General features: G+C 24.2%; 21 protein-coding genes. 16 read left to right on the top strand and 5 right to left on the bottom strand.

The window, feature by feature from the left end; translation table 4 throughout:
• Positions 1-4 precede the first annotated feature (4 nt).
• Positions 5-1,102: a peptide chain release factor 1 gene (prfA, locus tag AAHM85_RS04435; protein WP_342261134.1), complete on the top strand. Its 1,098-nt coding sequence runs from the start codon at positions 5-7 to the stop codon at positions 1,100-1,102.
• Between the two features lie 444 nt (positions 1,103-1,546).
• The gene (prmC, locus tag AAHM85_RS04430; RefSeq protein ID WP_342261133.1) at positions 1,547-2,386 is read left to right on the top strand and encodes a peptide chain release factor N(5)-glutamine methyltransferase; all 840 of its coding nucleotides are present in this window, start codon (positions 1,547-1,549) and stop codon (positions 2,384-2,386) included.
• Positions 2,387-2,799: 413 nt separating this feature from the next.
• Here prmC and AAHM85_RS04425 read toward each other — a convergent pair whose 3' ends face one another.
• Positions 2,800-4,080: an IS3 family transposase gene (locus AAHM85_RS04425; RefSeq protein ID WP_342261132.1), complete on the bottom strand. Its 1,281-nt coding sequence runs from the start codon at positions 4,078-4,080 to the stop codon at positions 2,800-2,802.
• A gap of 75 nt (positions 4,081-4,155) precedes the next feature.
• On the opposite strand from AAHM85_RS04425, the gene AAHM85_RS04420 reads away from it, so the two are divergent.
• The 6 genes from AAHM85_RS04420 to AAHM85_RS04395 all read left to right on the top strand — a co-directional run bounded on the left by AAHM85_RS04420 (position 4,156) and on the right by AAHM85_RS04395 (position 7,392).
• Positions 4,156-5,037, top strand: coding sequence for an IS3 family transposase (locus AAHM85_RS04420; RefSeq protein ID WP_342261131.1), 882 nt, complete (start codon positions 4,156-4,158; stop codon positions 5,035-5,037).
• Between the two features lie 86 nt (positions 5,038-5,123).
• Positions 5,124-5,669 (top strand): L-threonylcarbamoyladenylate synthase, encoded by a 546-nt coding sequence (locus tag AAHM85_RS04415; protein ID WP_342261130.1) that lies wholly within the window; start codon positions 5,124-5,126, stop codon positions 5,667-5,669.
• A 36-nt stretch (positions 5,670-5,705) separates the two neighbouring features.
• On the top strand, positions 5,706-5,837 hold the full coding sequence (locus tag AAHM85_RS04410) for a hypothetical protein (RefSeq protein ID WP_342261129.1): 132 nt from the start codon (positions 5,706-5,708) through the stop codon (positions 5,835-5,837).
• An 83-nt stretch (positions 5,838-5,920) separates the two neighbouring features.
• The gene (locus tag AAHM85_RS04405) at positions 5,921-6,301 is read left to right on the top strand and encodes a hypothetical protein (RefSeq protein WP_342261128.1); all 381 of its coding nucleotides are present in this window, start codon (positions 5,921-5,923) and stop codon (positions 6,299-6,301) included.
• A gap of 83 nt (positions 6,302-6,384) precedes the next feature.
• Complete coding sequence (locus AAHM85_RS04400) at positions 6,385-6,633, top strand: hypothetical protein (protein WP_342261127.1); 249 nt, start codon at positions 6,385-6,387, stop codon at positions 6,631-6,633.
• Between the two features lie 60 nt (positions 6,634-6,693).
• Complete coding sequence (locus AAHM85_RS04395; protein ID WP_342261126.1) at positions 6,694-7,392, top strand: hypothetical protein; 699 nt, start codon at positions 6,694-6,696, stop codon at positions 7,390-7,392.
• Between the two features lie 27 nt (positions 7,393-7,419).
• On the opposite strand, the gene AAHM85_RS04390 is transcribed toward AAHM85_RS04395, so the two are convergent.
• Complete coding sequence (locus AAHM85_RS04390; protein WP_342261125.1) at positions 7,420-7,737, bottom strand: IS1595 family transposase; 318 nt, start codon at positions 7,735-7,737, stop codon at positions 7,420-7,422.
• Positions 7,738-7,915: 178 nt separating this feature from the next.
• On the opposite strand from AAHM85_RS04390, the gene AAHM85_RS04385 reads away from it, so the two are divergent.
• Positions 7,916-8,161 carry a hypothetical protein gene (locus tag AAHM85_RS04385; RefSeq protein ID WP_342261124.1) on the top strand — a complete coding sequence of 82 codons (246 nt, stop codon included), beginning with the start codon at positions 7,916-7,918 and terminating at the stop codon, positions 8,159-8,161.
• Between the two features lie 42 nt (positions 8,162-8,203).
• Here AAHM85_RS04385 and AAHM85_RS04380 read toward each other — a convergent pair whose 3' ends face one another.
• From AAHM85_RS04380 to AAHM85_RS04370, 3 genes are all read right to left on the bottom strand, one after another.
• Positions 8,204-8,698, bottom strand: a complete 495-nt coding sequence (locus AAHM85_RS04380; protein ID WP_342260487.1) for a transposase family protein — start codon at positions 8,696-8,698, stop codon at positions 8,204-8,206.
• A gap of 4 nt (positions 8,699-8,702) precedes the next feature.
• Entirely contained in the window at positions 8,703-9,050 is a 348-nt protein-coding gene (locus AAHM85_RS04375) for a transposase family protein (protein WP_342260488.1), read from the bottom strand.
• 347 nt (positions 9,051-9,397) lie between these two features.
• A complete protein-coding gene (locus tag AAHM85_RS04370; RefSeq protein WP_342261123.1) occupies positions 9,398-9,808 on the bottom strand; it encodes a hypothetical protein in 411 nt (136 codons plus the stop codon).
• 499 nt (positions 9,809-10,307) lie between these two features.
• On the opposite strand from AAHM85_RS04370, the gene upp reads away from it, so the two are divergent.
• The 7 genes from upp to atpA all read left to right on the top strand — a co-directional run bounded on the left by upp (position 10,308) and on the right by atpA (position 15,200).
• The gene (gene upp / locus AAHM85_RS04365) at positions 10,308-10,952 is read left to right on the top strand and encodes a uracil phosphoribosyltransferase (protein ID WP_342261122.1); all 645 of its coding nucleotides are present in this window, start codon (positions 10,308-10,310) and stop codon (positions 10,950-10,952) included.
• A gap of 257 nt (positions 10,953-11,209) precedes the next feature.
• Positions 11,210-11,362: a hypothetical protein gene (locus tag AAHM85_RS04360; RefSeq protein ID WP_342261121.1), complete on the top strand. Its 153-nt coding sequence runs from the start codon at positions 11,210-11,212 to the stop codon at positions 11,360-11,362.
• Positions 11,363-12,169, top strand: coding sequence for a F0F1 ATP synthase subunit A (locus AAHM85_RS04355; RefSeq protein WP_342261120.1), 807 nt, complete (start codon positions 11,363-11,365; stop codon positions 12,167-12,169).
• A 26-nt stretch (positions 12,170-12,195) separates the two neighbouring features.
• Positions 12,196-12,489, top strand: a complete 294-nt coding sequence (atpE, locus tag AAHM85_RS04350) for an ATP synthase F0 subunit C (RefSeq protein ID WP_281749185.1) — start codon at positions 12,196-12,198, stop codon at positions 12,487-12,489.
• Positions 12,490-12,522: 33 nt separating this feature from the next.
• A complete protein-coding gene (atpF, locus tag AAHM85_RS04345; RefSeq protein WP_342261119.1) occupies positions 12,523-13,050 on the top strand; it encodes a F0F1 ATP synthase subunit B in 528 nt (175 codons plus the stop codon).
• A 12-nt stretch (positions 13,051-13,062) separates the two neighbouring features.
• Positions 13,063-13,605 carry a F0F1 ATP synthase subunit delta gene (locus AAHM85_RS04340; RefSeq protein ID WP_342261118.1) on the top strand — a complete coding sequence of 181 codons (543 nt, stop codon included), beginning with the start codon at positions 13,063-13,065 and terminating at the stop codon, positions 13,603-13,605.
• An 11-nt stretch (positions 13,606-13,616) separates the two neighbouring features.
• Positions 13,617-15,200 carry a F0F1 ATP synthase subunit alpha gene (gene atpA / locus AAHM85_RS04335; RefSeq protein WP_342261117.1) on the top strand — a complete coding sequence of 528 codons (1,584 nt, stop codon included), beginning with the start codon at positions 13,617-13,619 and terminating at the stop codon, positions 15,198-15,200.
• Positions 15,201-15,227: the final 27 nt, after the last annotated feature.

The following is a 15,227-nucleotide window of genomic DNA, read 5'->3' as shown; positions in this document are numbered from 1 at the left end:
TATTATGAATGAAAAAATATTAGAACAATTAATGCAACTTACTAAAAAATATAGTGAAATTGAAAAACAATTAGAAAATCCCGAATTAATTACTCGTGATAAATATACTGAATTAACAAAAGAACATAGTAGATTAGAACCAATTATTGAACAATATTGAAAATATGAAAAAATTAACAAAGAAATTATTGAAGCAAAAAAGGCATTAGCAACCGAACAGGATCAAGAACTTTGTGAAATGTATAAAATAGATATTAAAGCAAATGAAATAGAATTAGAAAAAGCAGAAAATGAATTAAAACTAACACTAATTCCTAAAGATATAAATGATGATAAAAATGTTATTATTGAAATTAGAGGAGCTGTTGGTGGCGATGAAGCAAATATTTTTGCTGGTGATTTATATCGTATATATAGTAAGTATTGTGAAATTCAACGATGAAAAATTGAAACTATTGAAGCAAAAGAAGCAATAAATGGTGGATTTAGTTATATTGCTTTTATGATTAAAGGTAAACATGTATTTGCTAAATTAAAATTTGAAGCTGGTGGACATCGTGTTCAGAGAGTTCCAAAAACCGAATCACAAGGACGAGTTCATACTTCAATTGCAACGGTTGCTGTATTGCCAGAAGTTAATGAAGTTGAAATTAAAATAAATAATTTGGATTTAAGAATTGATACTTATCGTTCTAGTGGTGCTGGTGGTCAACATGTTAATACTACTGATTCAGCAATTAGAATTACTCATATTCCAACAGGTGTTGTTGTAACTTCACAGGACGGACGAAGTCAACATGATAATAAAGATAAAGCAATGCGGGTATTAAGAGCTAAACTTTATGAAAAAAAAGTTGAAGAAGAACAGGGAAGAATTGGTAATTTAAGAAAAACAGCTGTTGGTAGTGGTGATCGTTCAGAAAAAATTAGAACATACAATTATCCACAAAATAGAGTAACTGATCATCGAATTGGATTATCTTTATTAAAGTTAGATCGTATTATGGAAGGTAATATTGATGAAATTATTATTGCTTTAATTAGTAATGAACAAAAAGAAAAATTAGAAAATATTGATGAAAATATTACAGTATTAAAGTAAAAAAGGAAGAAATTATTATGGATTTTAAGATTTTAGACTCTAGAACAAAAATTTTGTTTTTAATATCAGTTATTTTTTTATATGCGGCATTAGGAACATTTATTACATTAACTTTTAGTAGTGGTATTATTCACATTTTATTTTTAGTTTTAACATTATGATTTGCTAGTGCATCTAGTTTAATTTTTCATTATTTATTATGAAAAAATTTAGAATTTTTACGAAATATTAATGGTAATAATATTAATAATTTTGGTTTTATTATTAGTATTTGTAGTTACATTATTCTTTTTCCAATTATTTGTTTATTAACAATTAGTTTTTTATTTATTTTTAGTATTATTGTTTTAATTCTGGTTGTTAATAATTTAATAAAAAAAACTTCAAGAAATAATAATTCATCTGTCAATTTTTAATAAAATATTTATTTTGGAGTATAAATTAATGACTTATAAAGATTATCTTTTATTAGCAAAAAAAAATAATAAAAAAAATGAACAAATTAATAAGATAATTTTATTAAAACTTATTAATAAAGATTTATCTTGATTATATGCAAATCTTAGTCAAACAATAGCAATAGATTTTTTAGAATCATATTTACAACTAGTTAAAAAATTTGTTGCTGGCTACCCTTTACAGTATATTGTTGGTTATCAATGATTTCTTGATCATAAGTTTGTTGTTGATAATAGAGTATTAATTCCTCGTAATGAAACTGAAGAACTAGTTAAAAATGTTTTTGTCTATGCGCAAAACATTTTTAATAATGATAATTTAAAAGTATTAGATTTAGGTACAGGCAGTGGTGCTATTGCTATTAGTTTAGCGTTAAAGAAACCTAATTGAAATATAGTAGCAAGTGATATTAGCAAAGACGCATTAACTATTGCTAAGATTAATAATGATAATTTTAACCTAAAAAATATTAATTTTGTTGAAAGCGATATATTTACAAATCTTAAAAATCATAAATTTAATATTATTGTTTCAAATCCACCATATATTGATGAGACAGCAAATACTTTTTCAAAACATAATTTACAATATGAACCAAAATTAGCTTTATTTGCTCATCATAAAGGATTATATTTTTACGAAGTAATTTTTCAACAATGTCATGCAGTTTTAGAAGAATCTTTTTTATTAGCATTTGAATTTGGTTTTGATCAAAAAGAAGCACTAACTATTCTTATTAAAAAGTATTTACCACAATATAATTACAAATTTATTAAAGATATTAATAATAAATGAAGAATGCTATTTATTTGGCAAACATTATAACATATAAAAATAATTTAAGAACAATAATTTTGTCACTCAAAAGGTGACTATTTTATTTTTTGAAAAGGAAAATCTCATTTAATCTTTCAATTAGGATAATGGGGGCAGTTTTAATGTGGCGTATCATTGAAATATTAAAATATTTTCAGTATTCTTGTTCGGTTAATATAGCATTTCTAATGGAAAAATTTAATCTTACATTTCGAACTTTACAAAGAAATATTACTTTTATTAATACAATGTTAATAAAAATTAGTAATTGTAATATTTCCAGAAAGCAAGAGTGTTTTGTAATTAATGGTGACAATGAAATAATAGCAATAAATACTTTGCTTAGAACCTGTTTAGAATCTTTTTAATAAAATTGAAATAAAGGAAAAAACAACCATTTGTAAACTAGTATTTGGCATTGGTTAGATAAGTTTACTTTCTTGTCTTCAAATCTGTACAAATTGATTTGGAGGCATTTTCAATCTAATAACTATTCTATCATTGTTTCAATATCTAACAAATTTTTCTAATATTTTATTAAAACTTTCCATACTTTCAAAAGTGCTACCAAACATCATTTTAAAATCTCTTTTAATTCAACGATTTAAACATTCACTAACTTGATTACCTTTAAAACCTGATAGACTTTTTGAATGAATTAGATTAGTACTTGTATTAAAAACTTTACTAACAATTTCGCTTGTATTAGCAGAACCTAAATCTGATTGAATAGTCGTAAAATTACATTGTTTAGCACTCGCTAATTCTATTTGATTAACCACATTTAACACAGTTTTGGCATTTTCACTTTTGTTTATTTTTCAGCCAACAATTGAATTACTGTACATATCAGTAGCAAAAACAACTAATAATTTTGTTTTTTTATCACCAATAATTATATTTTTAAATCATGTGCCATCCATACCAACTTTTTCAAGAAAGTTATTACTTGAAAAATTACGTTTTAATAAATCTTTATTATTTTTTAAATCACTATTTTCTACTACTCTATTTGTTGATTTAGGTTCTAATAATAATTTAATATTATTATCTTTTAATATTTGTTTTATGCTTGTTTTACTGCATTTAAAACCTTTATTTTTTATTTTTAACTCTAATCTTACTTTTTCAAAACTAGTGATATTAATGTACTTTTTTTCATTTTTAATGAGAACTATTTTGTTTATTGCTTGTATCAAATTATCATTAATTTTTGATTGATATTGCTTTTTACCTTTTTTTACTCATAAATAGTATGCTGTTTTGCTAATAGCTATGTAAACAATAATTTTATTTAATTGATGACCTTTTTGCTTATATTTTTCTACTATTAAAAAACACTTATATTTTAATAATTTACTATTTTTTCCCCTTGTTAATTTCTTTTCACAGGCTAATTGCTCCTTTAAAAGTTCTTTTTCAACCTCATCTTTTAAAGCTTGTTTTCTAAGTTTATCAATTTCTTTGTTTAATAGTTTAATTTCAATATCTTTCTTATCGATCCTGTGAGAAGTTTGGGATTTAGAAATTTTGGTGAATGCATTTTCACCTTTAATTTGATATTGGTTAACCCAATTATAAATTAATACTGGAGTTGATAATTTATATTTGACTTGAATTTCATGTATTTTTAGTTTTTTATCAACTAAATACTCATTAACAACGGCTAATTTTGTTTCTTTTGAATAAACTTTATAATTCATAATTTCTCCTTCTGTATTAATTATTTTTAATTATATTACAGATTGAAAATATTAATTGGTAAACTTAAGTGACTGATGCCTAAAGCAAGCAGCACTAATAATAGGCAGAAAGTAGAGATTATTGCAAATAATAAATGAAAATATAAGATTCGCCCAATGTGTCGTTTTTTAAAAATTTCTAAATCAACATATTATTTTAATTTAAAGAAAAAAGAAGATAAAATCAAAAATAATATTTATGATCAAGCTGTTATTAGTGCTTTTAAAGAAAATAAATGTGTTTATGGAACAAGAAGATTAAAAGTCATACTAGAAAAACAAGAAATTTATTTATCAAGAAGAAAAATTAAAAAAATTATGGATAAACATAATTTAATGTCAAAATACACTAAATTATCATTTAAAAATCATCGTAATAAAGTAAATAATGAACAAATCACTAATATTGTTAATAGAAACTTTAATAATAGAATTAAAAATGAGGTGATTGTCAGTGATCTTAGTTATGTTGAAGTTAATGGTAAATGAAACTATATTTGCTTATTAATAGACCTATTTAACCGCGAAATTGTTGGACATAGTGTAGGTACTAAAAAAGATGCATCATTGGTATATCAAGCATTTATGCAATCAAATCGCTGTTTAAAAGATATGCAAATATTTCATAGCGATCGAGGTAACGAATTTAATAATAAAATTATTAACAAACTTTTATTAGCATTCAATATTACCCGCTCTTTAAGTAAAAAAGGTTGTCCTTATGACAATGCTGTTGCTGAAGCAACTTTTAAAACTTTCAAGACTGAATTTATTAATGACAAAAAATTTACATCATTAATACAGTTAAAATTAGAATTATTTGATTATATCAATTGATATAACAATATAAGAATCCACAGCACTTTAAACTACTTAACTCCCATTAAATATCAAGAAAAAATGTCTACCAAAAAATAGTCCTAAAAAGGGTTGCCATTTCAAACAACTATTATATTTAAAATAATAGGTGTATAATTTAGTTAAAATTTTATAGTGGTGTTTTCATGATAACTTTACAGCAAAATCAAATTAAAGAAATTAGTCAAATCATCGCTAATGGCGAAGTGGTTGCTTTACCAACAGATACAATTTATGGTCTTGTTTGTAAATTTAATGATGACAAAGCTATTAATAAAATTTATCAAATTAAAAAACGTGATTATACTAAAGAATTACCAATTTTAGTTGCTAGTTGAGAACAAGCTAAAAACATTGGCATAATTAATGATCAATTACAATCATTTTTAATAAATAATTTTAGTGCTGGTAAAGTTACTATTATAGTTTTAAAACAACCTAGTTTAAACACATCATATTGAATAAATAAAAAGACAATAGCAATTAGAGTTAGTGCTTCACATTTTATTCAAAAATTAATTAAATTAACAGGGCCTTTAGTAGCTACAAGTTGTAATTTAAGTAATGAACAACCAATTAACGATTATCATAATATAAACTTGCCTAATTTAAGGTATAGAGTAGCAGGTGAGATTTTAACAAATAAACCGTCAACTATTTTTAATAGTTTTAATGATAAAATTATTAGATAATAATTAGATAACAGTATTAAAAAAGGAGATAATACTATGAATTGATGAATAATTTTAATTATTATTGCATGCACAACAATATTGATTTTATTAATTGCATTAATTTTATTAATTAAAAAAAATAAACAAAAGAAAATATTAAAAATTACTAAAGATATAAATACTTAAAATTAAAAAAAATAAATACTAAAGAATTACCAGTTTCAATAGAAGAAATTAAAGAAGATATTTATTATAGTGACAAAGTCATTTTGGGAAAGTTTGAAGATCTTAATAAGATTTCTGGCCAAAATATTCTTTTAAAAACTGAATATAGTGCTGCCAAAAAATTATTTTTACGTTATAAAATTAAAGATATTAATCTTATCAAATCATCAGATTTTATACCTTTAAATCAAATAGACTTGTTAATTTCACAAAATAATCTTTATTTTATTGATTCTTTTGAACCACAAATAATACCACTAGTTAATGTTAAAAGTATTACATTTTTTTGAGAAAAAAATAATTATATAAAAAATAAACAAAAATATATTGGTATTGAAATTAACTTTCAAAATAAACGTCTATTTTTTCTTTTTAATAAATATGAAGAAGCAATTAGTTTTGCTGTTCATGTTATTAGGTTATAACAAATATTACTTAATAATTAAAAATTTTGTTTTTTTTGTGAAAATGATATAATTATACAAAATATATTATTAGGAGCAAAATTATGTCAAAAAAACACTCTAAATTCAATACTTGAAAGTTTATTCAATTTACTGGCTTTTTTTTAATTACTTTAGGAATTATTTTTTCTTTTTCTTCTTTTAAAGTTAGCCTATTGTTATATTTTGGTTTAGTATCAGTATTAATAGGTTCTATTAATATTTTAATTTACTATATTTTTATTGGAACAAATAGTTATAAAAAATATTTAAGAAAACAAAATAATAATAAATTAATAATTAAAAATAATTAAGAAATATAAAGTTAAAACTAAGAAGATTAGTTTTTTCGAGAGAATAATAGGTGAAAAACTATGAGAAAAATATTAAAAGTATTTAAAGTGATGTTTTTAACGAGCATTATTTCTTTACCACTTATTGCATGTGATAAGGTAAATGATGCAAATCAAAAATATGTTGATATTAGTAATATTAATATGGAAGTTACTAATGCTCCTGTTGAATTAAATAAAGATAGTTATAATACAACTTTAATTAAATTTAAAGCTAAAGTACAAACTAAAATTAATGAATGAGTTCCAGAAGGAAAAAAACCAGAAAATGGTGCTGATTATAAAATAACAATTCTTAATCATGATAATATGTATGCTAAAATTAATAAATTTGAATCACTTGCTGTTAATGTATCTGCTTCAAATAATAGTAATATTTTAAAAGGTAGTTTTAATGCTTGTGTAAAATTAGTACCAAAAGCTAAAGATATTAGTAATATTAATATTGATAAGCAAGAAGAAAAAATTAAAATTAATACCACTACTTTTGTTGAAACAATTGCTTTAGATTGTTTATTATTAATTGAAAGTCAAATTAACGCTATTGTTCCAACAGCAAAACAAGATAGTGATTATCTTGTTAATGTAGAAGGTCATAGTTTATCAGAATCTATTAAAACATTTGATAGTGTTAATATTAATGTTAATGCTATTGAAGATGATTATCATTTTTTATTACATGGTAGTTTTAGTTTTGTCTTAGCCTTTGTTAAAGATTAACGGAATTTTACGCTTATTGGTTAACACTTAATTCTTAATAAATAATTTAATTATGATATTTTTAAATGTGATTTTTTCTTTACGGTTATTATATTTAAAACAAAATTCATTTAAATAAGATTGGAGTCATTTTTTTGAAACTCAATGAAATTGGCCGATAAAACCTCTTTTTAATATTGCTCAAAAACTTTCTATTGTATTTGTATGAATACCATTATAAGAAAAATATTTTTTGTGATTAACTTGTTCATATGGTAAAATTTTATTCATTTTATAATATCCACGATATTCATCAGTAAAAAGAATAGAATTGTTAATATCAACATTTTCTTTAACTATTTTCATTAAATCTTCAGATTTAATACTTTTATTTTCGGAATTTTACGTTTATTGGCAATAACTTATATACATTATTGCCAATAAACGTAAAATTCCGAAGATTAATTTATATTATTTAGGTAATAAAAAATAACTTAATTTTTATTATTATCATTAAAATAAAGTAGTATAGTATGGGGTAAACATGTCAGAAATAGAAAAGTTATTAACAATGAATTATGAAAATGTTTGTAATTTTTTAAAAAATAAATATGGGTGTATTTCAAAAAATTATTTTTCAGATGCAACAATGACTAAGAAATCACAAGGAATAACAAGGGGAAAAGAAGGTTTATATATTCATCATATTGATGAAGATAAAGCAATTTGTTATCTACTCCCAAATGAGCTCAAAAGTTACCATTTGCCTATCAGTATGCTGATCGATTAGTTTATTGTAATTTATTAGAACATTTGGTTTTGCATATTAGACTTACTGCATAACGTTTTTAAGTTTTAATGATAAATTATAAAATCCTGCAATTAAATTAAATCTTAAAAATATTCGTTTTCTGGCTTTTCTAAATTTATAACCAATAATCTTAAAACATTTTAAAAATGCAAAAACATGTTCAATTTTTCTACGAGTTTTATTAATAATCTTATTAAAGATTTTGGTTTTATTTGTTTTAGGATTATTTTTGCTAATTTTAATGGGTAAAAATGTATTAGCATGAATTTTTTGTAAACCTTGATAACCTTTATCTGCAAGAATTATAGTTTCTGGTAAAAACTTTAACTTTGAATTCTTAAAAGTTTTAAAATCATGATTTTTACCAATATCAGAAAAAATATTTAAAATTTCATTAGTATTTGCATTAATTACGGTTTGAAACTTAACAGTATGCATTCATTTTTTACCAGAAAATCAATCTTTTTGGTTATATTTTGGTCGTTCTGTTTCTACCTCTGTTACATCAATTATCAAAATTTTATTTTTTAATTCTTCTTTTTAAAAAAATATTTTTATTTGTTAAATTATTAAACTTATTATTCTTTATTAAAATATCTTCAATTGAACGAATATTTCGTAAAGCAGTAGTATCAACCATACCATACTCAGCACCAATACTATGATATGTACGATTTTCATATAAATATCTTAAACTCATTACTAGTCGATCTTCTATTGACATTTTATATGGCCTTCCACCAATAGTAGTTTTGAGTTTTTGATGTTCTAATAAAATATTTAAAATTTCGTTAAAAACGAGTTTATTAATACCCACTATTTTACGAAAATATTGATCAGATTTATCTTTTAATTCAAAATATGTCATAAAGTTTATCCTTAACTATTCAAATTTTATTTTAATAATAACAAAAAAATAAAAAGTTAACTAGTTATGCAGTAAGTCTAATATAAACAACCATGAAAACAGAAAGTTACTGAAGTTGTTTTACCGTTAAAAGAAGATTACTTTAAATGTATTAAAAAATTAGTAGAACTTGGGTTTTCTTATCCTTTGCTTACTTCTTTTAATCATCAATTGGTACATGAAATAATAAAAATAATAATAAGTTATATGAAGAAATGATAAAATTGGGTGTTAAACAGTAACTTTTTTTAATGTTATTTAGTCATAAATAATAAATGTTAGTAAATTACCAACATTTATTATTAAGTTTATGAAAAAGTTAATTGACAATGATTTTGATTAATTATTGGTAATTGTTCACTATTAATACTTGTTATATCGTTATTTCTTAATAATGGAGTTCTTTCAGATATTTGTTGTTGTTCGTTATTACTTTCAACATTAATATCAGAAATATTTGTTGGAAAACATTTATCATAAATATTTGAAATGGAAGTGCTAATTCCATACCCTAGTTTAGCGCCTAAAAATGCTCCAATAAAAGTTGAACCCACTACACTAAACATTATTCCAAAGAGTGCCATTCCTGCTTCTGGATCATGTAAAGCTTCCTTATTTTTTGAAATTAAATCATAATAAAAATAACTTATGCCACTTAGTGCTGTACTACCGTCTAATATTCTGCTTGTATATGTAAAGTATTTTTGAATTTTTTTCATTTTTTTCTCCTTTCAAAATAAAAAACTATTTATTTTAAAATTAAAATAAATAGTTTAAAAACTTGTATGAAGTTTTATATTTTAATTTTAACATAAGATTTTTTTTGATAAAAAGAAGACAAAAATTACTATTAATAGTTTGTTCCAAATATATAATTTTCTATATTAATAAAAGAAATTTATTAAATTTATGTTTTAGATTATAATTTTTTTAAAAATATATTAATAAAATTTTTTAAGGTTTAAAAAAAATTATTCTTTAAAATGAAAACAAAGTTATTAAAATATAATTTATAAATTTTATTTTTATTTAGTTAATTTAGAACTGTAAGAATGTTATTAACAATCAAAAAAATAATTTTTGAATAAAACTTTTATCTTTTTTCGTTATTTTTATTGTTATTTTATTGATTTATAAATTAAAAGGCGTAAAATTTCATATTAGTATATATTTTAAATTATTGAAAATATACGCATTAAAGATAAAGGAGTGTTTTTAGTGGAAAGTAGTAAAAATCTGTTTATTGTTAATCATCCTTTAATACAAGATAAATTAACAAGAATTAGAAATCACTTAACCCAAAAAAAAGATTTCAAAGAGAATTTAAGCGAAATTGCAACGTTAATGGCTTATGAACTATTTAAAGATATTCCTCTTGATGAAATTGAAGTTGAAACACCCATTACTAAAGTTATTGGTAAAACATTAACTAAGACAATCATTCTTTCTCCAATTTTAAGAGCAGGATTAGGGATGACAAATGGATTTGAGTATGTAGTACCTAATGCAATTATTAGTCATGTTGGTCTTTATCGTGATGAAGAAACTTTAAAACCACAAAAATATTTTTTTAAATATCCGAAAAATATTAAAAATATAAGTGATGCATTAGTATTTATCTTAGATCCAATGCTTGCTACTGGTGGTACTGCTGACGCTGCTATTAAAGAATTAAAAAAAGTAGGTTTTAAAAATATTACTTTAGTTTCCATTGTTGGAGCACCAGTAGCTATTAAGAAAATTAATCATAATCATCCTGATGTTAAAATTTTTTTAGCAGCGTTGGATAAAGAATTAAATGATGATGGTTATATTGTACCTGGATTGGGTGATGCTGGTGATCGAATTTTTGGAACTAAATAAATATTTTAATGGAAAAAATTAAAAATAACCTTTTTCTTTCAATATTTTTTACAATGTTATGCTATTGATTATTAATTAATGTAGGATTAATTATAACCGTTGTAATTAATACAAACTATTGGTTATTAATTGTTGGATTTAATATTGGTTTTATAGGAAGTATGATTGGGTTATGCTTTTTATATTTATCGTCAAAATGATTAACCAGCAGAATACATTTAAAACAAACCTTAGCATATTTTGGATTCTTATTAAGAATGTTAATTTATGGTTCAATTATAGTTTTGAATATTTTCTTTAACTTTGCTAATATTTTTACTATAATTTCCGGAATGTCAATATTAATGGTTGCTACTATTACTGCAACATTATGTGTATATCAAAAAAATAACTTAAAAGAAGGAATTTAAATGGAAACTTTAGCTGGATTGGAAAGTTGGAATTATTTACAAATTATGCCACAATTGGTAACAATTTTGATAACAACAGTCTTTATCAGCGTTATTAGTTATATTTATTATTATAAAGTAAAACGAATGAAGCCTGATGAAGATCCAAGAGGTATTGTTTTAGTTGTTGAATTAATAATTAAATCAGTTGAAAAAATTGTTGTTGATGTTCTTGGTGTAAAGTATAAAAACCTGACAGTTTATTTGTTATATGTAATGGGTTATATTTTAATTGGTAATTGATTGTCGATTATTGGTCTTGAACCACAGTCATCAATGTATACGGTTACTTTATCAATGGCATTAGTTACTTTTATTGGAATATATTATATTGCTATTAAATTTCAGAAACTTTTATTTTTTAAAAAATTTATTATTAACCCTCTAGAATTAATTACTCAATTTGCACCTTTGATTTCTTTATCTTTTCGTTTATTTGGTAATATTTTAGGTGGAAGTATTATTTTGGCAATGCTTTATGGGGTAACTGCTAATATTTGAAGTAATATCGCAATTATTGGTCAGATGAATTTATTAATTGGTGTAATTGGACCATTCTTACATATTTATTTTGATTTATTTGCTGGAAGTATTCAAGCCTTAATTTTTGGCACCTTAACTCTTGTTTATTGGAAGTTACAAATGGAGGAAGGAAGTTCTCATAAGGGAGAACTTACTATTAAATTACCAAAAAAAATTCGTAAACAACAAGCAATAAATCATGAAGAAGAAATTTATACCGAACGTTCAATTATGGAAAAAAAATAAAACACAAAAAGGAGAATTTATTTATTATGGAACTATTAACAACAGTAATGACACATGTCTTTCATTTTTTTAATCATTTAGCAGCTGATCCTAATGGATTGATGAATTTAAAGTTTGTTGGAGCTGGAATTTCAACTATTTCTTGTGCGGGTAGTGGAATTGGTCAAGGTTTTGCTGCTGGTAAAGCTGTTGAAGCGGTTGCTCGTAATCCTGAAGTAGAATCTAAAATTAGAACACAATTTGTTATTGGTGCAGCTATTGCCGAATCAGGTGCTATTTATGGTTTAGTTGTTTCTCTAATTTTAATATTTGTAGCATAAGGTATTAAAAAATATTAAAAAGTAGGTGATTTTATGAATTTTAATTTCAATGATTTAGTATCGGGAGATGATATTGTTAATCAATTATTTCCCAATCTTCCTGTTTTTATTGCCCATATTTTTGCAACATTAATTTTATTAATGGTACTTTGAAGATGAGTTTATGCTCCGTTTCGTAAGGCTTTACATTCGCGACATTTAGTAATTAAAGAAAAACTTGATGATGCTGCTTGCAAGCAATCATTAGCTAATCAAGATCGTGGTGAAGCTAGTCAAATATTAAAAGCTGCTAAAATTGAAGCTCAGGAAATTATTGCTAATGCACAAAATGATGGTTACAATAAACGTAAACAAATTATTGATAAAGCGCAAGAAGAGAGTATGCGTATTACTAATCAATCAAATCGTGATTTAGTTCGTGCTCGTAAAGAGGCAGAAGCAAAGATTAACGAAGAAATCAAAGTAGTAGCATTAGAAGCAGCTAAACAAATTATTGGTGCTGAAATTAATGCTAAAAAACACGAGCAATTAATTACTGATTTTATTAAAAATTTGGAATAGTGGTGAAGTTAAATGATAGATGAAGGATTAGCTAATCAATGAAGTAATGGTCTTTTTCAATTAGCAAGAGAAATAAAAAAAATTACTGAATTTGCTGAAGAAAGTAATAAATTAATTGATATTTTTACTACTTATCCAGAATTTATTGATATTACTAGTAGTAGTAATTTAACTATTGAAACACGTAAACAAATTATTAGTGAAACTTTTAAAAATCATATTGAACCATATATGTTAAATTTTTTCTTTTTATTAATTGATGAACATCATTTCCAGTATGTTCGTTTCATTTTAAAAGAATTTCGCAAATTATGTAATGAATATCAAGATGTAAACTATGGCATTATTTATTCAGTAATAGAACTTTCAAACCAACAAATAAATCAAATAAAATTGAAAATTGAGAAAGTCATTAAACATAAGATTAAAGTTGTTAACAAGATTGATAAATCATTAATTGGTGGTATTAAAGTTAAAGTACGAAATCAAGTTTTTGATGGTTCAGTTAAAGGTCAAATTGATCAATTAAAACAAGAATTATTAAGTCATGAATAGAGGTAAAACAAATGTCCTTAAACGTTAATCAAATTTCAGAAATTATAAAAAGCCAAATTAAAAATTATGGTAAAAAAATTAGTGCTAATGAAGAAGGCATTGTTGTTACTGTCGGTGATGGAATTGCGCTAATTCATGGTTTAGATAAGGCTGTTAATGGTGAATTAGTATTTTTTCCTAAAAGTAATATTTATGGTATGGTTTTAAGTTTAGAAGAAACCGCCGTTGGTGTTATTTTAATGGGGGATGACACGGGTATCAAAGAAGGAGATATTGTTAGTAGAACAGGTAATGTTGTTAAAACACCAGTTGGTAATATGCTTTTAGGAAGAGTTGTTAATGCACTAGGACAAAAAATTGATGGTAAAGGTCCAATTAAAACTACAAAAACTAGACCGATTGAAAGAATAGCATTGGGTGTGATGACTAGAAAATCTGTATCAGAACCTTTAGCAACAGGATTATTATCAATTGATGCAATGATTCCGATCGGTAAAGGTCAAAGAGAATTAATAATTGGTGATCGTCAAACTGGAAAGACAACAATTGCTATTGATACTATTATTAATCAAAAAGGTAAAAATGTTTTTTGTGTTTATGTTGCTATTGGTCAAAAAGCTTCAACTGTTGCTCAAATTGTTGATAAATTAACACAACTAGGGGCAATGGAGTATACAACTATTGTTGCTGCTACTGCTAGTGAAGTTGCTCCTTTGCAATATATTGCTCCTTATACAGGAGTAACTATTGCCGAAGAATGAATGGAAGAAGGTAAAGATGTCTTAATTGTTTATGATGATTTAAGTAAACACGCAGTTGCCTATCGCGCTATTTCCTTACTATTAAGACGACCACCAGGAAGAGAAGCTTATCCAGGAGATGTTTTTTATCTTCATTCACGTTTATTAGAACGTGCAGCTAAATTAAATGAAAAACATGGTGGCGGGAGTATTACTGCCTTACCTATTATTGAAACGCAAGCCGGTGATATTTCTGCATATATTCCTACTAATGTTATTTCAATTACTGATGGTCAAATTTTTTTAATGTCAGAATTATTTAATGCTGGAATTCGTCCAGCAGTTGATGTGGGTTTATCAGTTTCACGGGTAGGTTCATCAGCACAAATTAAAGCAATAAAACAAGCAGGTGGAACATTAAAATTAGAATTAGCACAATTTCGTGAATTACAAGCTTTTTCACAATTTGGTTCTGATTTAGATGAAAATACTAGAGCTGTTATTGAACATGGTAAACGTGCCATTGAAATTTTAAAACAAAAACAAAATGAACCATTAAATCAAATTGATCAAGCAATTATTTTATTAGCAATTAAAAATAAGGCAATTAAATGATTACCAGTAGAAATGATGGATTCTTTTAAAAAGGAAGTAATAACTTATTTTCAAAAACAACAACGAAAAAGTTATTTAAAATTACAGCAAGATCAAGCATTTAGTGAAGAGTTACAAGTGAGCATTAGTCAAGGCATTATGCAGGTTGTTTATAATTTGACCAATAAGCTAAATGACTATAATCCTAAAATATATGGTAGTCTTGAAGAATGAGAAACATTAATTAAAGCATTCAAATAATGTATTAGGAAGGTAAGGTGGAATATC

The organism is Spiroplasma endosymbiont of Notiophilus biguttatus, assembly GCF_964030985.1.
Classification (GTDB): domain Bacteria; phylum Bacillota_I; class Bacilli_A; order Mycoplasmatales; family VBWQ01; genus Spiroplasma_E; species Spiroplasma_E ixodetis_A.
This window is presented reverse-complemented; position numbering and strand designations above follow the sequence as displayed.